The 14,242-nt window shown below is 66.9% G+C and carries 14 protein-coding genes; 10 read left to right on the top strand and 4 right to left on the bottom strand.

Annotated features, from left to right (window positions below):
• Nucleotides 1-2: 2 nt before the first annotated feature.
• The 7 genes from NX780_RS05285 to NX780_RS05255 all read left to right on the top strand — a co-directional run bounded on the left by NX780_RS05285 (nt 3) and on the right by NX780_RS05255 (nt 7,859).
• On the top strand, nt 3-548 hold the full coding sequence (locus tag NX780_RS05285; protein ID WP_258826810.1) for a DUF4256 domain-containing protein: 546 nt from the start codon (nt 3-5) through the stop codon (nt 546-548).
• A 72-nt stretch (nt 549-620) separates the two neighbouring features.
• Nucleotides 621-1,640, top strand: coding sequence for an NADPH-dependent curcumin/dihydrocurcumin reductase (curA, locus tag NX780_RS05280; RefSeq protein WP_258826809.1), 1,020 nt, complete (start codon nt 621-623; stop codon nt 1,638-1,640).
• Between the two features lie 90 nt (nt 1,641-1,730).
• Nucleotides 1,731-3,068: a glycoside hydrolase family 5 protein gene (locus NX780_RS05275; RefSeq protein ID WP_258826808.1), complete on the top strand. Its 1,338-nt coding sequence runs from the start codon at nt 1,731-1,733 to the stop codon at nt 3,066-3,068.
• Between the two features lie 58 nt (nt 3,069-3,126).
• The gene (locus tag NX780_RS05270; RefSeq protein WP_258826807.1) at nt 3,127-4,830 is read left to right on the top strand and encodes a PQQ-dependent sugar dehydrogenase; all 1,704 of its coding nucleotides are present in this window, start codon (nt 3,127-3,129) and stop codon (nt 4,828-4,830) included.
• A 113-nt stretch (nt 4,831-4,943) separates the two neighbouring features.
• Nucleotides 4,944-5,726: a UCP032817 domain-containing protein gene (locus tag NX780_RS05265; protein WP_258826806.1), complete on the top strand. Its 783-nt coding sequence runs from the start codon at nt 4,944-4,946 to the stop codon at nt 5,724-5,726.
• 14 nt (nt 5,727-5,740) lie between these two features.
• Nucleotides 5,741-6,145 (top strand): GFA family protein, encoded by a 405-nt coding sequence (locus tag NX780_RS05260; protein ID WP_258826805.1) that lies wholly within the window; start codon nt 5,741-5,743, stop codon nt 6,143-6,145.
• Between the two features lie 67 nt (nt 6,146-6,212).
• Entirely contained in the window at nt 6,213-7,859 is a 1,647-nt protein-coding gene (locus NX780_RS05255; protein ID WP_258826804.1) for a glycosyltransferase family 4 protein, read from the top strand.
• Nucleotides 7,860-7,966: 107 nt separating this feature from the next.
• Here NX780_RS05255 and NX780_RS05250 read toward each other — a convergent pair whose 3' ends face one another.
• Nucleotides 7,967-8,401 carry a DoxX family protein gene (locus NX780_RS05250; protein ID WP_258826803.1) on the bottom strand — a complete coding sequence of 145 codons (435 nt, stop codon included), beginning with the start codon at nt 8,399-8,401 and terminating at the stop codon, nt 7,967-7,969.
• Nucleotides 8,402-8,535: 134 nt separating this feature from the next.
• On the opposite strand from NX780_RS05250, the gene NX780_RS05245 reads away from it, so the two are divergent.
• Complete coding sequence (locus tag NX780_RS05245; protein ID WP_258826802.1) at nt 8,536-9,426, top strand: LysR family transcriptional regulator; 891 nt, start codon at nt 8,536-8,538, stop codon at nt 9,424-9,426.
• 499 nt (nt 9,427-9,925) lie between these two features.
• On the opposite strand, the gene NX780_RS05240 is transcribed toward NX780_RS05245, so the two are convergent.
• Nucleotides 9,926-11,023 carry a hypothetical protein gene (locus NX780_RS05240; protein WP_258826801.1) on the bottom strand — a complete coding sequence of 366 codons (1,098 nt, stop codon included), beginning with the start codon at nt 11,021-11,023 and terminating at the stop codon, nt 9,926-9,928.
• 43 nt (nt 11,024-11,066) lie between these two features.
• Here NX780_RS05240 and NX780_RS05235 point away from each other — a divergent pair, with 43 nt between their 5' ends.
• Complete coding sequence (locus NX780_RS05235; protein ID WP_258826800.1) at nt 11,067-11,273, top strand: hypothetical protein; 207 nt, start codon at nt 11,067-11,069, stop codon at nt 11,271-11,273.
• A 99-nt stretch (nt 11,274-11,372) separates the two neighbouring features.
• Nucleotides 11,373-11,900, top strand: coding sequence for a YggT family protein (locus NX780_RS05230; protein WP_258826799.1), 528 nt, complete (start codon nt 11,373-11,375; stop codon nt 11,898-11,900).
• Nucleotides 11,901-11,962: 62 nt separating this feature from the next.
• On the opposite strand, the gene NX780_RS05225 is transcribed toward NX780_RS05230, so the two are convergent.
• Both NX780_RS05225 and NX780_RS05220 read right to left on the bottom strand, forming a co-directional pair.
• Complete coding sequence (locus NX780_RS05225) at nt 11,963-12,904, bottom strand: carbohydrate kinase family protein (protein WP_258826798.1); 942 nt, start codon at nt 12,902-12,904, stop codon at nt 11,963-11,965.
• A gap of 27 nt (nt 12,905-12,931) precedes the next feature.
• Nucleotides 12,932-14,230: a zinc-ribbon and DUF3426 domain-containing protein gene (locus NX780_RS05220; protein WP_258826797.1), complete on the bottom strand. Its 1,299-nt coding sequence runs from the start codon at nt 14,228-14,230 to the stop codon at nt 12,932-12,934.
• Nucleotides 14,231-14,242: the final 12 nt, after the last annotated feature.

Below are 14,242 nucleotides of genomic sequence, written 5' to 3'. Positions count from 1 at the left end.
CCATGAACGCTCCGGACACCGACGCCCTGCTCCACATCCTGAAGACCCGCTTCGACAAACACATGCAGCGCCATCAGGGCCTGACGTGGACGGAGGTAGAGAAGAAGCTTGCCGATCCTCCCGCCGCCCTGCGCTCGCTCGCCGCGATGGAGGAAACCGGCGGCGAGCCGGACGTCATTGGTCGGGACGACAGCACTGGCAGACTTGTCTTCTGCGACTGTTCCCCTGAAACCCCCGCTGGCCGCCGCAGCATCTGCTTCGACCGCGCCGCCCTCGACGCGCGCAAGGAACACAAGCCACGCACAAGTGCGATGGAGATGGCGGCCGAGATGGGCATCGAACTCCTGACTGAAGCGCAGTACCGCGCCTTGCAGGAGCTGGGCGAATTCGACCGCAAGACCTCCAGCTGGGTTGCCACGCCGCCCGACATCCGCGCGCTGGGCGGCGCCCTGTTCTGCGACCGCCGCTACGGCAAGGTCTTCGTGTACCACAACGGCGCCGAGTCCTATTACGCGGTGCGGGGATTCCGGGGCTGGCTGGCGGTCTAGGGCCACTTCGGCAAGGATCGGCGAAGCGGCGTAGCATGGGTGGTCCTTGTCGATCCCACTGAAAGGACACCCATGCCAGACGTACAGAACCAGCAGATCCTGCTCGCCTCGCGCCCGACCGGCATGCCCACGCCGGAAAACTTCCGTATCGTGCAGACGCCCGTGCCGGAACCGGCAGATGGCCAGCTGCTGCTCGAAATCCTCTACCTGTCGCTCGACCCCTATATGCGCGGCCGGATGGACGATGCGAAGTCCTACGCCAGGCCGGTCGAGATCGGCGCCGTCATGGAAGGCGGCACCGTCGCACGTGTCATACGCTCCAGGCACTCCGAATACGCTCCCGGCGACATCGTGCTCTCGCACTCGGGCTGGCAGCGCTACGCCCTGTCCGATGGCGAGAACCTGCGCAAGCTCGACCCGGCGCTCGCACCCATCAGCACCGCGCTCGGCGTGCTGGGCATGCCGGGATTCACCGCCTGGGCCGGCCTGCTCCAGATCGGCCAACCAAAGCCGGGCGAGACCGTCGTGGTGGCCGCCGCCAGCGGGGCGGTCGGGTCGGCGGTCGGGCAGATCGCCCGCATCCAGGGTGCGCGCGCCGTCGGCATCGCCGGCGGCCCCGAGAAATGCGCGTTCGTGCGCGATGAACTCGGCTTCGACGCCGTGATCGACCACCGCGCGCCCGACTTCGCGCAGCAGCTGGCCGATGCCTGCCCCAAGGGCATCGACGTCTACTTCGAGAACGTCGGCGGGCAGGTGTGGGATGCGGTGTTCCCGCTGCTGAACGACTTTGCCCGCATTCCCGTCTGCGGCCTGATCTCCCAGTACAACGCGCTCCCGCAGGCCGAGCCGGGACCGGACAAGCTGGCGCTCCTCATGCGCGACGTGCTCAAGAAGAGCCTCACCATCCGCGGCTTCATCCAGCGCGAGTTCGCGGCCCTGCGGCCAAGCTTCCTGCGCGAGGCCGGGCAGTGGATCGAGGAGGGCCGCCTGCGCTACCGGGAAGACATCGTCGACGGCCTGGAGCGGGCGCCCGCCGCCTTCATCGACCTGCTGCAGGGACGGAACTTCGGCAAGCTGGTGATCAAGGTCTAAGAGCAATGCCTCCTCTGCCGTAACCGATGCTATAGTCTCCATACATAAATGGCAACGTTTCCAGCGTTGTCGCGACAAGGAGGAGACGATATGCAGACCGGAACCGGCAAGGGCATCGCGCGCAGCAGGGCGGGGGCCATCTTGGTGGCAGCACTGGGAAGCGCCACGCTCACGGCAGCCCAGGCGGCTGCGCCGATCGTCGAGGCCAGCCAGATGGTGCGCGCCGAGGGCCCGCGCTGGGTGACGCGCGAGGGCAAGCCCATCGTCCTGAAGGGCGCGAACCTGGGAAACTGGCTGATCAACGAGTTCTGGATGATGGGGCAGGGCAAGCACGGCATCGACGACCAGTGCAAGCTGGAGGCCGTGCTGGACCGCCGCTTCGGCTACCCGGAGCGCGAGCGTCTCATGAAGCTGTTCCGCGACAACTGGATGACCTCGAAGGACTGGGACCTGCTGGCCTCCTTCGGCGTGAACCTGGTGCGCGTGCCCTTCATCCACACGGTCGTCGAAGACGAGAAGAAGCCCGGCCAGCTGCGTGCCGACGCCTGGCACTACCTCGACGGGGCGATCCGGGAAGCCGGGAAGCGCGGCATCTACGTCATCCTCGACCTGCACGGCGCCGCCGGCAGCCAGGGCTGGGAACACCACAGCGGTTGCGCCGGCCGCAACCAGTTCTGGAGCGTGCCCGACTACCAGAAGCGCACCGTCTGGCTGTGGCAGCAGGTGGCAAGCCGCTACCGCGACCGTCCCGCGGTGGCCGGCTACAGCCTGCTGAACGAGCCGTGGGGCACGGACTCCGCCAACATGGCCGCCGTCGTCGAGACGCTGTACAAGGCCGTGCGCGCGGTGGACTCCAACCACGTCATCATCCTGCCGGGCCACGTCAAGGATGACATCAAGGCCTACGGCGACCCGAAGGCGCGCGGCATGAAGAACGTCGCCTTCGAGATGCATCCCTATCCCGGCCATTTCGGCTGGAAGACCGCCGGCCGCGAAGTGCACCGCGAGTGGCTGCGCTGCGAGCCCGATGGCAAGGGCGGCGTGTGCGACTGGGACCACCGCATCCGCGCACTGGACACGCCCTTCTACCTGGGCGAGATCCAGCCCTGGGCCAGCATGGGCCTGGAGCTGGGCGGCCAGGTGGCGCGCGCCAGCTTCGACACCTATGCGCGCCTGGGCTGGGCCGCCACCGCCTGGTCCTATAAATACGTGAGCAACAAGGGCGGCCACGGCGAGGGCACATGGGGCATGGTCACCAATGCGGCGGGGGCGGAAGTGCCGGCGCTCGACTTCAATACCGCATCCAAAGGCGAGATCGAGGCGCTGCTGCGCCGCTTCGGCAGCCTGCCTTACGAGCCGCATGGCCCGCTGCTGCGCTGGATGACCAGCGCAACGGCACCCGATCCTTTCGCAAGAGACGCACGGTGAGGCCGATTTACCCTATGATGGCGAGCTATCGACGAATCCGTTCACCCAGGAGACTCCCTTGCAAGCCAAGACCCTGACGCTGCATGTCGCGCATGCCGCGCTGCTCGCCAGCCTGGCAGCGATGTCCGCTGCCCACGCCGCGCCCCAGACCGCGGGCCAGACCACCTTCCAGAACAACTGCGCGAGCTGCCACAGCGTCGACAACAAGCTGTCCTCGCGCGCCGGCCCCGGCCTGTTCGCCGTCGTCGGCCGCAAGGCGGCAGCGGTCCCCGGCTATAACTACTCCGCAGCCCTGAACAAGGCGGGCGCCGCCGGCAAGACCTGGACCCGCCCGGAGCTGGACGCCTTCCTGGCCGATCCGGCCAAGAACGTCCCCGGCACCACGATGCCGGTCGGGATCTCGGACAAGAAGGCGCGCGCCGCCCTGATCGACTATCTCGCGACCCTGCAAGGCCCGGCAGCAGTGGCGTCGGCGCCGGCCACGAAAACCGCCGCCGATCGCCGCGGCAGCTGGGACGACAACCAGCCCGGCCGCATCTGGCACATCAAGGCCAGCGACCTGCCGCCGCCGTTTGCCACCAGCAGCGCCGGCAACGGCCCGCGCGTCGAGGCGCGTCCGAACGGCAGCATGCCGACCGTCCCGAAGGGCTTCACGGTCAGCGTGTTCGCCCAGGATGCCGACAAGCCGCGCCTGCCCCTGCGCGCGCCGAACGGTGACATCTTCCTGGCCGCCACCGCCAAGGGCGAGATCAAGGTGCTGCGCTCGAAGAACGGCCAGGCCGCCGACAGCGTCGAGACCTTCGCCGGCGGCTTGAACCGCCCCTACGGCATGGCTTTCTGGCCCTCCAACGACAACCCGCAATACCTGTACGTCGCCAACGTGAATTCGGTGGTGCGCATCCCTTACCGCAACGGCGACGTCAGGGCGCGCGGTGAGCCCGAGGTGATTGTCCCGACCCTGTCCGACACCAGCGGCGGCCACACCACGCGCACCCTGGCGTTCTCCGCCGACGACAAGACCATGCTGCTGTCGATCGGTTCGGCCACCAACGTCGCCACCGAGATCGGCGCCAGGCCGCCGGAGCCGCTGGCGCAATGGGAAGCCAAGCACGGCGTGGGCGGCGCATGGGGCGTGGAGACCGACCGCGCCACCGTCATGGCCTTCGATGTGGACGGCAAGAACCGCCGCACCTACGCGACCGGCCTGCGCAACTGCGTCGGCATGCTGGTCTATCCGGGCACGGGCGACCTGATGTGCAATGTGAACGAGCGCGACGCGCTCGGCGACAACCTGCCGCCGGACTACCTGACCCGCGTGAAGCAGGGCGGCTTCTACGGCTGGCCGTGGTACTACATCGGCGACAACGAAGACCCGCGCCTGAAGGGGCAGCGCCCCGACCTGAAGGGCAAGACCATCGTGCCGGACGTGCTGATCCAGTCGCATTCGGCGCCGCTGGGCATGGCCGTCTACCAGGCGCCGAAGGGCGCGGCGAACGCCTTCCCGAAGGAGTACGAGGGTGACGTCTTCGTGGCCCTGCACGGTTCCTGGAACCGAGGCGTGCGCACCGGCTACAAGGTGGTGCGCGTATTCATGAAGAACGGCGTGCCGACCGGGCAGTACCAGGACTTCATGTCCGGCATGGTGCTGAGCGACCGCGATGTCTGGGGCCGTCCGTCCGGCGTGGCGGTGGCGCAGGATGGCGCGCTGCTGGTGGTGGACGATGCCGGCGGCGTGGTGTGGCGCGTGGCGCCGCAGCGCTGAAGCATCCACGACAACCCGCCGCAAGGCGGGTTTTTTGTTGCTTGAGGTCTATCAGCATCGCCAGGGTGCCGGTGCACTAAGGTAGGCGGATCACTGACGGTGGAGGAGCGCACATGCATGTCAAGGAAGCCGGCCACGAGGTGGCAAGGGAGTTCGAGCGGTCCACGTATGCCCAGGTGCTGGCCGACGTGCCGCCTGCGCTCTTCCCCTACTGGTCACAGACCTCGCAGCGGGAATTCCCCAGCATTCCGCGTGACGCCTCCTTCTTCGCCCAGTCGGCGGAAGGCTTGATGATGTTCTTCGACTGCGCGGCAGCCGCCGGCAAGACCTGCGGCCTGCCGTCGCGCGCGGCGGACTCGGTCTGGCATGCGTGGATGCGCCTGGACGAAGCGGGGCTGCAACGTTTCTGCATCCGGCATTTCGGCAAGGTCATCCCGCACCTGGAGAAAGCGAAGATGGGCGCAGGGATGCATGAGGCATTGGCCGTGTGCCTGGCGCAGGCCCGGCGGCGCGCCTCGCAGCCCGCTGCCGGGACCCACCTGCCGACCTTGTTTTCGCTGGACCGGCGCCTCGGCATGCCCCATGGTTTCGCCTACTGGATCATCGGGGGCCTGGTTGCCTATTGCGTGCTGGACGAATTCGGCAATCCCGACCACCACATGGTCTTTCCCGAAGCATTGCGTCCGGAAAGCCTGGTCCTGCTGGGCCTCGTCGGCACAACCGGATATGATGAAGCCGCCGGCAGGGCCGAGCGGCGCGAGCGCGACCAGGGCGGCGCCGACGGCTCGGTGAGCATCATCGACGGCGATGGTTGTGCGGATGGCGACGGCGCCGCATCCGGCGATGGAGGGGGCAGCTGTGGCGGCGGTTGTGGAGGAGGCTGCGGCGGCAGCTAGCGAGGAGGAGAGCGGTGGAGACCAGAACGGCATCCTGCGGCTGTGGCCAGCTGCGCATCGAGGTGGCGGCCGAGCCGAACGGCGTCGGCATCTGCCATTGCCTGGCCTGCCAGCGGCGCACCGGCAGCGTCTTCGCGGCAGTGGCAGGCTTTCCCCTGCCGTATACCGTGAGCGGCCAGTCGACGGCCTACGTCCGTACGGGCGACGCGGGCTGCGGCTTCGTCTACCATTTCTGCCCGGTGTGCGGCACGACGCTGTTTCACACGGAAGACGACGTCGACGACGAAGTGTTCGTGGCGGTCGGCGCCTTCGCCGATCCCGGCTTTCCGGCGCCGCAGATATCGGTGTATGACTCCCGCCGCCATCCCTGGGTCCAGCTGCCGCCCGGCGTGCAGGCCTTCGCGCGCGATCCTAGCTGAGCGCCGCCCCTGGCGGGGGCTCGCTATCATGGAGGCGACCGGCCATCCGATGGCCACGGGAGCCCGCATGCACGACCGCTTTGCCCTGCATTACGTACCCGAAGCCTTTTCCACCGCCGGCCAGAAGCTGATGGGCCGCCAGTCCGCCGGCGTCGGCCTGCTGCGCGCCATCGCGCGCCATGGGGGCGGCCTCGATGTCGGCTGCTTCGCCGCCGAGCGCAGCCACGCGGACGCCTTCGAGGCCATCCTGCGCGAAGAAGGATATTCCGGCGCCAGCACCTGGGTGCCGCAGGCCGCGCCGCAGGAGCTGGGGCGCTTCGGCTGCCTCTACCACCCCGGCCCCGGCATCGAGCGCCTCGCCTGGCGCCGCCTGCAGGCCGGCGAGCATCGCTACAGCCTGTGCGGGATCACCCACGCCACCGCATCGCACGAGATGATGAGCATGGTGACGAGCCTGCTGGTCGCGCCGGTGCGCAGCTGGGACGCCATCGTCTGCACCTCGCGCGTGGTGCGCGACAGCGTGCGCGTGCTGGTCGAGGAGCAGGCCGACTACCTGCGCACTCGCCTGGCCGCGCAGCGTTTCGAACTGCCGCAACTGCCCCTGATCCCGCTCGGCGTGCATTGCGCCGACCTGCTTCCCCAGCCCGGGCGCCGTGGCGAGGCGCGTGCGCGGCTCGGCATTGGCGAAGACGACGTCGCCTTTCTTTACCTGGGCCGCCTGTCGGTGCACGCCAAGTCCCATCCCCAGCAGATGTTCACCGCGCTCGAGCGCGCCGAGAAGGGCGGGCGGCGGGTGCACCTGATCCTGGCCGGCTGGTTCGCGGGCGAGGCCATCGAACATGCCTTCCGCGAGGCCGCGGCCCTGCTGTGCCCATCGGTACGGCTGGTGGAAGTGGATGGGCGCGCGCTGGAACACCAGTTCGATGCATGGGCCGCGGCGGACGTGTTCACCTCGCTGTCCGACAATGTGCAGGAGACCTTCGGCCTGACACCGGTCGAGGCGATGGCGGCGGGCCTGCCCTGCGTGGTCTCGGACTGGAACGGCTACCGCGACACGGTGCGCGACGGCGTCGACGGCTACCGCATCCCGACCGTGATGCCGGGGCCGGGCGCGGGGCTCGACCTGGCCCAGCGCTACGACGACGGCGTGGACAGCTTCGACATGTACAGCGGCCATGCCAGCCAGGCGGTGGCGGTGGACGGCGCGCAGCTGGCCCAGGCCTACGGCCGCCTGGTGCGCGATGCCGGCCTGCGGCAGAGAATGGGAGAGCAGGCGAGGCAGCGCGCGCTGGCGGAGTTCGACTGGAGCGTGATCCTGGGGCGCTACCGCGCGTTGTGGGAAGAACTGGCGGAGCGGCGCCGCGCCGATCCGGTCCTGGCGCCGCCGCTGCCTTCGCGCGCGCCGGACCGGCCCGATCCTTTCAAGCTGTTCGCCAGCTATCCGACGCGTCCCTTGACGGCGGCATCGCTGGTCGAGCTGACAGGAGATTCCTCGCTGGCGCTGGTGCGCCAGTACCGCGAGCTGGGCATCAACCGCTTCGCCGCCGCCTCGCTGCCGACGCTCGAGGATTTCGGCCGGCTGTTCGGGGCCATCGGCCCGCGGCCGGTGGAGGTGGAAGAGCTGATCGACACGCTCGGGCCCTGCGACCGCCCGACGCTGCTGCGCGGTCTGGCGTGGTTGTGCAAGATGGATTTGCTCAGGGTTGTCGAGTAGGGTGGTCGGCTTCGCCGACCGCGCGTTCAAACTTCGACTGGGTCGCCCGCTCGCCTCTATTTAAGGGGGAGTTGAACGCGCGGTCGGCAGAGCCGACCACCCTACAGTTACGCAGCCTGCGCCACGCGCTTGCGGCTGCCTGCCGCATCCAGGCTGTAGGCGCCCGCACCGAAAGCCACCACCTGCAGCAGGCCGCCGGCCATCGCGATGTTCTTCATGAAGTGGATTAGCTGGTTCTGGTCGCCCAGCGCGTTGTGGAAGGCCAGCGCGGTCACCACCGAGAAGAGCGCCAGGCCGAGGGCCACGATGCGCGCCTTGATGCCGAGGGCCAGCATCACGCCGCCACCCAGTTCGATCGCGATCGCGGCGACCAGGCCGAGCGTCGCGAAGGGCAGGCCCGCCGATTCGATGTAGCCGATGGTGCCGGCCGGAGCCAGGGCCTTGCCGACGCCGCTGAAGATGAAGATGGCGGCGAGCAGCAGGCGGCCGATGGCCGACACGGCGGATTGGCTGGCGGCGGATTGGGTGGCGATGGTGTTCATGACGGCTCCTTTCAATAGTGGTCTGTGGGGTTCGGCGCAGGGGTTGTGGCGCTGCGATGGAGTCCATCTTAGGCAGCCTGATTCGATCCAGGAAGCCTATATAATTCGATAACACCTATCGACGGAGTAGATACATGCTGGATGGCCTCTCCATGGACCAGCTGCGCACATTCATCGCCGCAGCCGACGAAGGCAGCTTCTCCGCCGCCGGGCGCAAGCTGCGCCGCGCGCAGTCGGTGGTCAGCCATACGCTGGCCAATCTCGAGCTGCAGGTGGGCCTCATCCTGTTCGATCGCAGCGGACGGTATCCTCGGCTGACCGAAGCGGGGCAGGCGCTGCTCGAGCAGGCGCGCGACGCCGCGAACAGCATGGACGCGTTCAAGGCGCGTGCGCGCATGCTCGCCGGAGGACTCGAGCCGGAGCTCGCCGTCGCGGTCGACGTGATGTTCCCGATCGCGACCCTCACCGATGCCGTGAAGGCCTTCCATCACCAGTTCCCGGCCACGCCGCTGCGCCTGTATGTGGAGGCGATGGGGGCGGTGGCGCAGCCGCTGCTCGATGGCCGCTGCCGCATCGCGGTGATCGGTTCGCTTCCCGACATTCCGTCCGCCTGCGCGTCCGACTACCTGACGGGCGTGCCGTCCGTGATCGTCGCGGCGCCCGGCCATCCGCTCGCGAAGGCGAAGCGCGCCTTGATACGTGCGGAGATCAACAAGCACGTGCAGCTGGTGCTCACCGATCGCTCCACATTGACCGCGGGCCGCGAGTTCGGCGTGATGTCGCAGCAGGTGTGGCGCCTGGCCGACCTGGGCGCCAAGCACGCTTTCCTGCGCGCCGGCCTGGGATGGGGCAGCATGCCGCTGCATATGGTCGAGCAGGATCTCGCGGACGGCAGGCTGGTACGCCTGTCTCTCAGGGCGCATCCCTTGCTTGGCACGGCATTTTCAATGCACGCGATCTGGTTGAAAGACCAGCCGCCGGGACCGGCGGGACGCTGGTTTGTCGATCGATTGAAAAGCGAATAAGCGGCTTTGCGTGCGCCACTTCACATACGAATGCGCAAGTGTGTGTGGTTGAATGCGCGAGCGCATGTTTTAGCGCGCAAAAATCGATTTGATTTGCGCTGATCCGGTTGCGCGCTCACAAAGTTTTCGTGTACTTTACGTGATTGAATTTGTCAAAACGTGAAGATGTGATATTGTCGCGTCCATCCAGGCAGTAATCGATCGAATAATAGGACACTGATTCAATCAGTATGCACGCAAGCGCAGCGAAAAGAACAAGCCGCACTGCCTGACCAAATGTTCAGGCATGGCGGCTTTTTCTTTTCGCGCCCGCGAGGGTAGCGAGCTGAAAACGCGTTGAGTCGGTTGCCTGTCGACGTTGGCTGAAGCGCTGCAATTGTGAGGAGTTGCAGCAGTTCAGCCGGTGCCGGATTCATTGGCCTTAACCGCTTCGGTTTGGTCCGATGAATAATTCGCTCACCACGGTGGTCGGGCGGATTTTAACCTTGAGCGTATTTTCTCATCGCAGATGAAGGAGTAAAAAAATGGCAACCGCTAAGAAACCAGCAGCAAAGGCTGCCGCCGAGAAACCGGCAGCAAAGAAAGCAGCAGCAACCAAGACTGCAGCTACCAAGACCACCGCCACCAAGGCAGCCGCCAAGCCGGCCGCCAAGGCAGCGACCAAGCCGGCCGCCAAGCCTGCTGCAAAGAAAGCCGCAGCGACCAAGACTGCAGCAAGCAAGACCACCGCCACCAAGGCAGCGGCCAAGCCGGCAGCGAAGAAAGCCGCTGCTAAGCCGGCAGCAAAACCTGCTGCAAAGAAAGCAACTGCTAAACCGGCTGCAAAGAAAGCTGCAGCTAAACCGGCAGCAAAGCCGGCAGCGAAGAAAGCCGCCGCTAAACCGGCAGCTAAATCGGCAGCCAAGTCGGCAGCCAAGCCGGCAGCAAAGAAAGCAGCTGCTAAACCGGCAGCGAAGAAAGCCGCTGCAAAACCGGCAGCCAAGCCGGCAGCAAAGAAGGCCGCCGCTAAACCGGCAGCCAAGGCAGCAACCAAGTCGACCGCTAAATCCGCTACCAAGTCGGCCGCAAAGCCGGCAGCAAAGAAAGCCGCCGCAAAGCCGGCCGCTAAACCTGCTGCAAAGAAAGCCGCCGCTAAACCGGCAGCGAAGTCGGCCGCTAAATCGGCAGCCAAGCCGGCAGCCAAGCCGGCAGCCAAGAAAGCCGCTGCTAAACCGGCCGCCAAAAAAGCAGCCGCTAAACCGGCAGCCAAGCCGGCAGCCAAGAAAGCCGCCGCCAAGCCGGTAGCCAAGAAAGCAGCCGCTAAACCGGCAGCAAAGAAAGCGACCGCGACCAAAACCGCAGCGACCAAATCGACTGCTAAATCGGCCGCTAAACCGGCAGCAAAGCCGGCAGCTAAAAAAGCAGCCGCTACCAAAACCGCCGCTAAACCGGCAGCAAAAGCGACCGCTGCTAAACCTGCTGCAAAGAAAGCAACTGCTCCGGCTAAAGCAGCTGCTCCGGCGAAATCGGCTGCACCGGCCAAATCGGCTGCACCAGCTAAAAGCGCTGCCACCAAAACCGCTGCGACCAAATCGGCCGCCACCAAATCGGCTGCCAAGCCTGCCGCCAAGCCGGCTGCAAAAGCTGAAGCCAAGCCGGAAGTGAAAGCCGAAGCCAAGCCGGAAGTGAAGGCCGAAGCCAAGCCGGAAGCGAAAGCAGAAACCAAGGCCGAAGCCAAGCCGGAAGCCAAGTCGGATTCGAAAGCCGACGGCAAGGCAGACAGCAAGGCGGCGGCTCCTGCTCCGGCAGCGAAGACCACCCTGTCGCCGGCAGCCGCATGGCCGTTCCCGACCAGCAGCCGTCCGTGATGTTCGTCTGATACCTGGCTCGATAGCGAGCTTTGCCCGTATCAGGCAGAATACCGCTGTGTGATCGTTCACACGGCGGTTTTTTTTTGAGGAGCCTACGTGCTGTCCATACTCCAGTTCATTGTCGATATCGTCGCCGGCCTGCTTGGCGGGCTGCTTCTGCTGCGTTTCTGGATGCAGGCGATCCGCGTGCGTCCGCCGCAGCAGATCGGTCAGTTCACCTTCACGCTGACCGACTGGCTGGTGCTGCCGCTAAGGCGAATCTTGCCGGGTGTCGGCGGCTATGACTGGGCGAGCCTGATCGGCGCCTTCCTGATGGTCCTGATCGCCAGCTCCATCGTGCTGATCGTCGGCGCGGACTGGCATGCGGTGCTGGTGGGGGCGCTGTTCCGCTTCCTGAACTGGATCCTGTACGGCTTCATGGCCCTCCTGATCATCGACGCGGTGTTCAGCTGGGTGAACCCGCACGCGCCGCTGGCGCCTTTCGTCCACGCGCTGAACACGCCGATCCTGCGGCCGATCCGCCGCGTGGTGCCGCCGATCGGGGGCATCGACCTGTCGGTACTGGTGGCGCTGGTGCTGATCCAGATTATCCAGTTCGTGCTCAGGCAGGTGTTCTTCGGCTGAGGACGCGCCAATGACGAAGGGGCCCTCGCGAGGGCCCCTTTTTTTAGGCGCTCGCCGCGCGATCAGCCGAAGCGGTAGCCGAAGGCCGCTTCGAACTTCTGCGCGATCTCGTCCGGCGTGAAGCTGTGGTTCTGTCCGCCGATCGAGCCGATCTTGATGGCGCCAAGCACGCTGGCGATGCGGCCGGTGGTCGGCCAGTCGTAGCCATTGGTGATCCCGTACAGCAGGCCGGCGCGGTAGGCATCGCCGCAGCCGGTCGGGTCGGCGATGGTGTCGACCTTGATCGCCGGGATGCGGTGGTGCTCGCCGCCCGCGTAGATGTCCGAACCGTCGCCGCCGCGGGTGACGATCAGCGCGTCCAGGCGCGCGGCGATGTCGGCCAGGGTAAGGCCGGTGCGGTCCATCACCACTTCGAATTCGTAGTCGTTGCAGGCCAGGTAGCTGGCCTGGTCGATGAAGCGGATCAGCTCTTCGCCCGAGAACATCGGCAGCTGCTGTCCCGGATCGAACATGAAGGGGATCTTGTTGGCGGCGCAGTCGGCCGCGTGCTTGATCATGCCGTCGCGGCCGTCCGGCGAGATGATGGCCACGCGCAGCGGGCCGACCTCGGCCACGCTGTTCTCGTGCGAGTGCTGCATCGCGCCCGGGTGGAAGGCGTTGATCTGGTTGTTGTCCTGGTCGGCGGTGACGAAGCACTGGGCGGTATAGGCGTCACCGATGGTGCGGATGGCGCGGGTTTCCAGGCCCTGCTTCTTCATGCGCTCGAGGTAGTCGCCGCCGTCCTGGCCGATGGTGCCCATGATCAGCGGTTCGCCGCCGAGCAGCTTGAGGTTGTAGGCGATGTTGACCGCGCAGCCGCCGTACTCGAGGCGCATGGTCGGCACCAGGAAGGACACGTTCACGCGGTGCAGCTGGTCGGCCAGCAGGGTTTCGGCGAAGCGGCCGTGGTACTGCATGATCTTGTCGAAGGCGATCGATCCGCAGATCAGGGCGGTCTTGGTCATGGGTGGACTTTCAAAGATGGATAACAATCAAGGATAGAAGACCGCGATATGGTAACCCGACGGAGCCGGGTCCTCGACACGGAAGTGCAGCCTGACGGCCTGCTCGCTGCGCGCGGCGAAGCCGGCTTCCTGCAGCGGGCCGGCAGGGAGATAGTCGCGTGGGCCGAACACGCGGCGCACCAGCGGCTTGTCATCGGCGTCCGACAGCGTGAGCTCCAGGCTCGGCCAGGCCTGGACCAGCTCGCCCTGGTTGCGCAGCAGGGTCGTGAAGGTATAGGCGTTGCCGCCCAGCGTGGTCAGCTCGCCGGTTTCCACCACCAGCTGCTCGATCCGGGCCGGCAGCTCGACGCGGCAGCCGAGCAGGGCGCAGGCGGATACGAGCGTCGGTTTGAGGCCCGGATAGCGCGCCGCCAGCGTATTGCGGAAAGTGGACACGGCCTGGGCCGCGAGCACCAGCAGCAGCACCAGGCTGCCGACGATCATGGCGATGCGCACGGCCTTGCCGGAGCGCTCGCGCTGGCGGCCGCGACGCACGAATTCCGGCTCGTCGGATTCCGGCACGCGCAGCTTGGGCGGCTCGATCCTGGTGGGCGTCAGCTTGGAGCGGCGCGCGGCGCGCGCCTCCTGAGCCTTGGCGCGCGGCGTGCGCGGTGCGACCGGGGGTGCGCTCGGCGGGGCCGGCATGGTGACGGTGGTGGGGCCCGATTCGCGCAGCAGCAGCGGGGCGCCCGCAGCGGCTTTCGGCAAGGATGGGGGAGGCGCGGCCACCTCCTCGCGGTCGTCGCGGACAGGCGCGGCGACCAGCTCCTCATCCGCGGGCATTTCGGCCGCAGGCTGCGGCGCGGGTTCGGGCTCCGGCACCGTTTCGGGCACCGGTTCCGGTTCGGGCTGGACCACCGGTTCGATCTCGGGTGGCGTTTCCGGCGGCGTGGGCGGTTCGGGCTCCGTGACCGGCTCGGGCTCGGGTTCCGGAACGGGAATCTCAGGCTCGGGCAGGTCGACCACCAGCACTTCGTCTTCCTCGCGCGCTTCGTCCTCGCTGCTCACCTGCGGAATGATGCCGAAGGGTGCGAAGGTGCGATCGAATTCGAGGGTGAAGATCGGGTCTTCTTCCGCTGCCGCGGCGGGTGGTTCCGGCTCTGGCGCCGGTGCGGATGGAGGAGGGGGAGAGACGGGAGCCGCGGCGGCCAGGTCGACCAGCGCGGTATTCCCGTCGAAGACGCCCTGGCAGGCGCCGCAGCGCACAATGCCCCCACGCAGCTTGAGCTGGTCCGCGGCAACGCGGAACATCGTGCCGCAGTGGGGGCATTGGGTGGCGAGCGCCATGCCTGGGTGTCC

This window comes from Massilia agri (genome assembly GCF_024753255.1).
Lineage (GTDB): Bacteria > Pseudomonadota > Gammaproteobacteria > Burkholderiales > Burkholderiaceae_D > Telluria > Telluria agri.
The sequence above is the reverse complement of the archived record's forward strand: the minus strand, read 5'-3'. Positions and strand labels throughout refer to the sequence as shown.

What these genes read in the sequence shown, in the direction of transcription:
- NX780_RS05285 (WP_258826810.1), top strand. Translation starts at nt 3, where the DNA reads ATGAACGCTCCGGACACCGACGCCCTGCTCCACATCCTGAAGACCCGC.
- curA (WP_258826809.1), top strand. Translation starts at nt 621, where the DNA reads ATGCCAGACGTACAGAACCAGCAGATCCTGCTCGCCTCGCGCCCGACC.
- NX780_RS05275 (WP_258826808.1), top strand. Translation starts at nt 1,731, where the DNA reads ATGCAGACCGGAACCGGCAAGGGCATCGCGCGCAGCAGGGCGGGGGCC.
- NX780_RS05265 (WP_258826806.1), top strand. Translation starts at nt 4,944, where the DNA reads ATGCATGTCAAGGAAGCCGGCCACGAGGTGGCAAGGGAGTTCGAGCGG.
- NX780_RS05255 (WP_258826804.1), top strand. Translation starts at nt 6,213, where the DNA reads ATGCACGACCGCTTTGCCCTGCATTACGTACCCGAAGCCTTTTCCACC.
- NX780_RS05250 (WP_258826803.1), bottom strand. Translation starts at nt 8,401, where the DNA reads ATGAACACCATCGCCACCCAATCCGCCGCCAGCCAATCCGCCGTGTCG.
- NX780_RS05245 (WP_258826802.1), top strand. Translation starts at nt 8,536, where the DNA reads ATGCTGGATGGCCTCTCCATGGACCAGCTGCGCACATTCATCGCCGCA.
- NX780_RS05225 (WP_258826798.1), bottom strand. Translation starts at nt 12,904, where the DNA reads ATGACCAAGACCGCCCTGATCTGCGGATCGATCGCCTTCGACAAGATC.
- NX780_RS05220 (WP_258826797.1), bottom strand. Translation starts at nt 14,230, where the DNA reads ATGGCGCTCGCCACCCAATGCCCCCACTGCGGCACGATGTTCCGCGTT.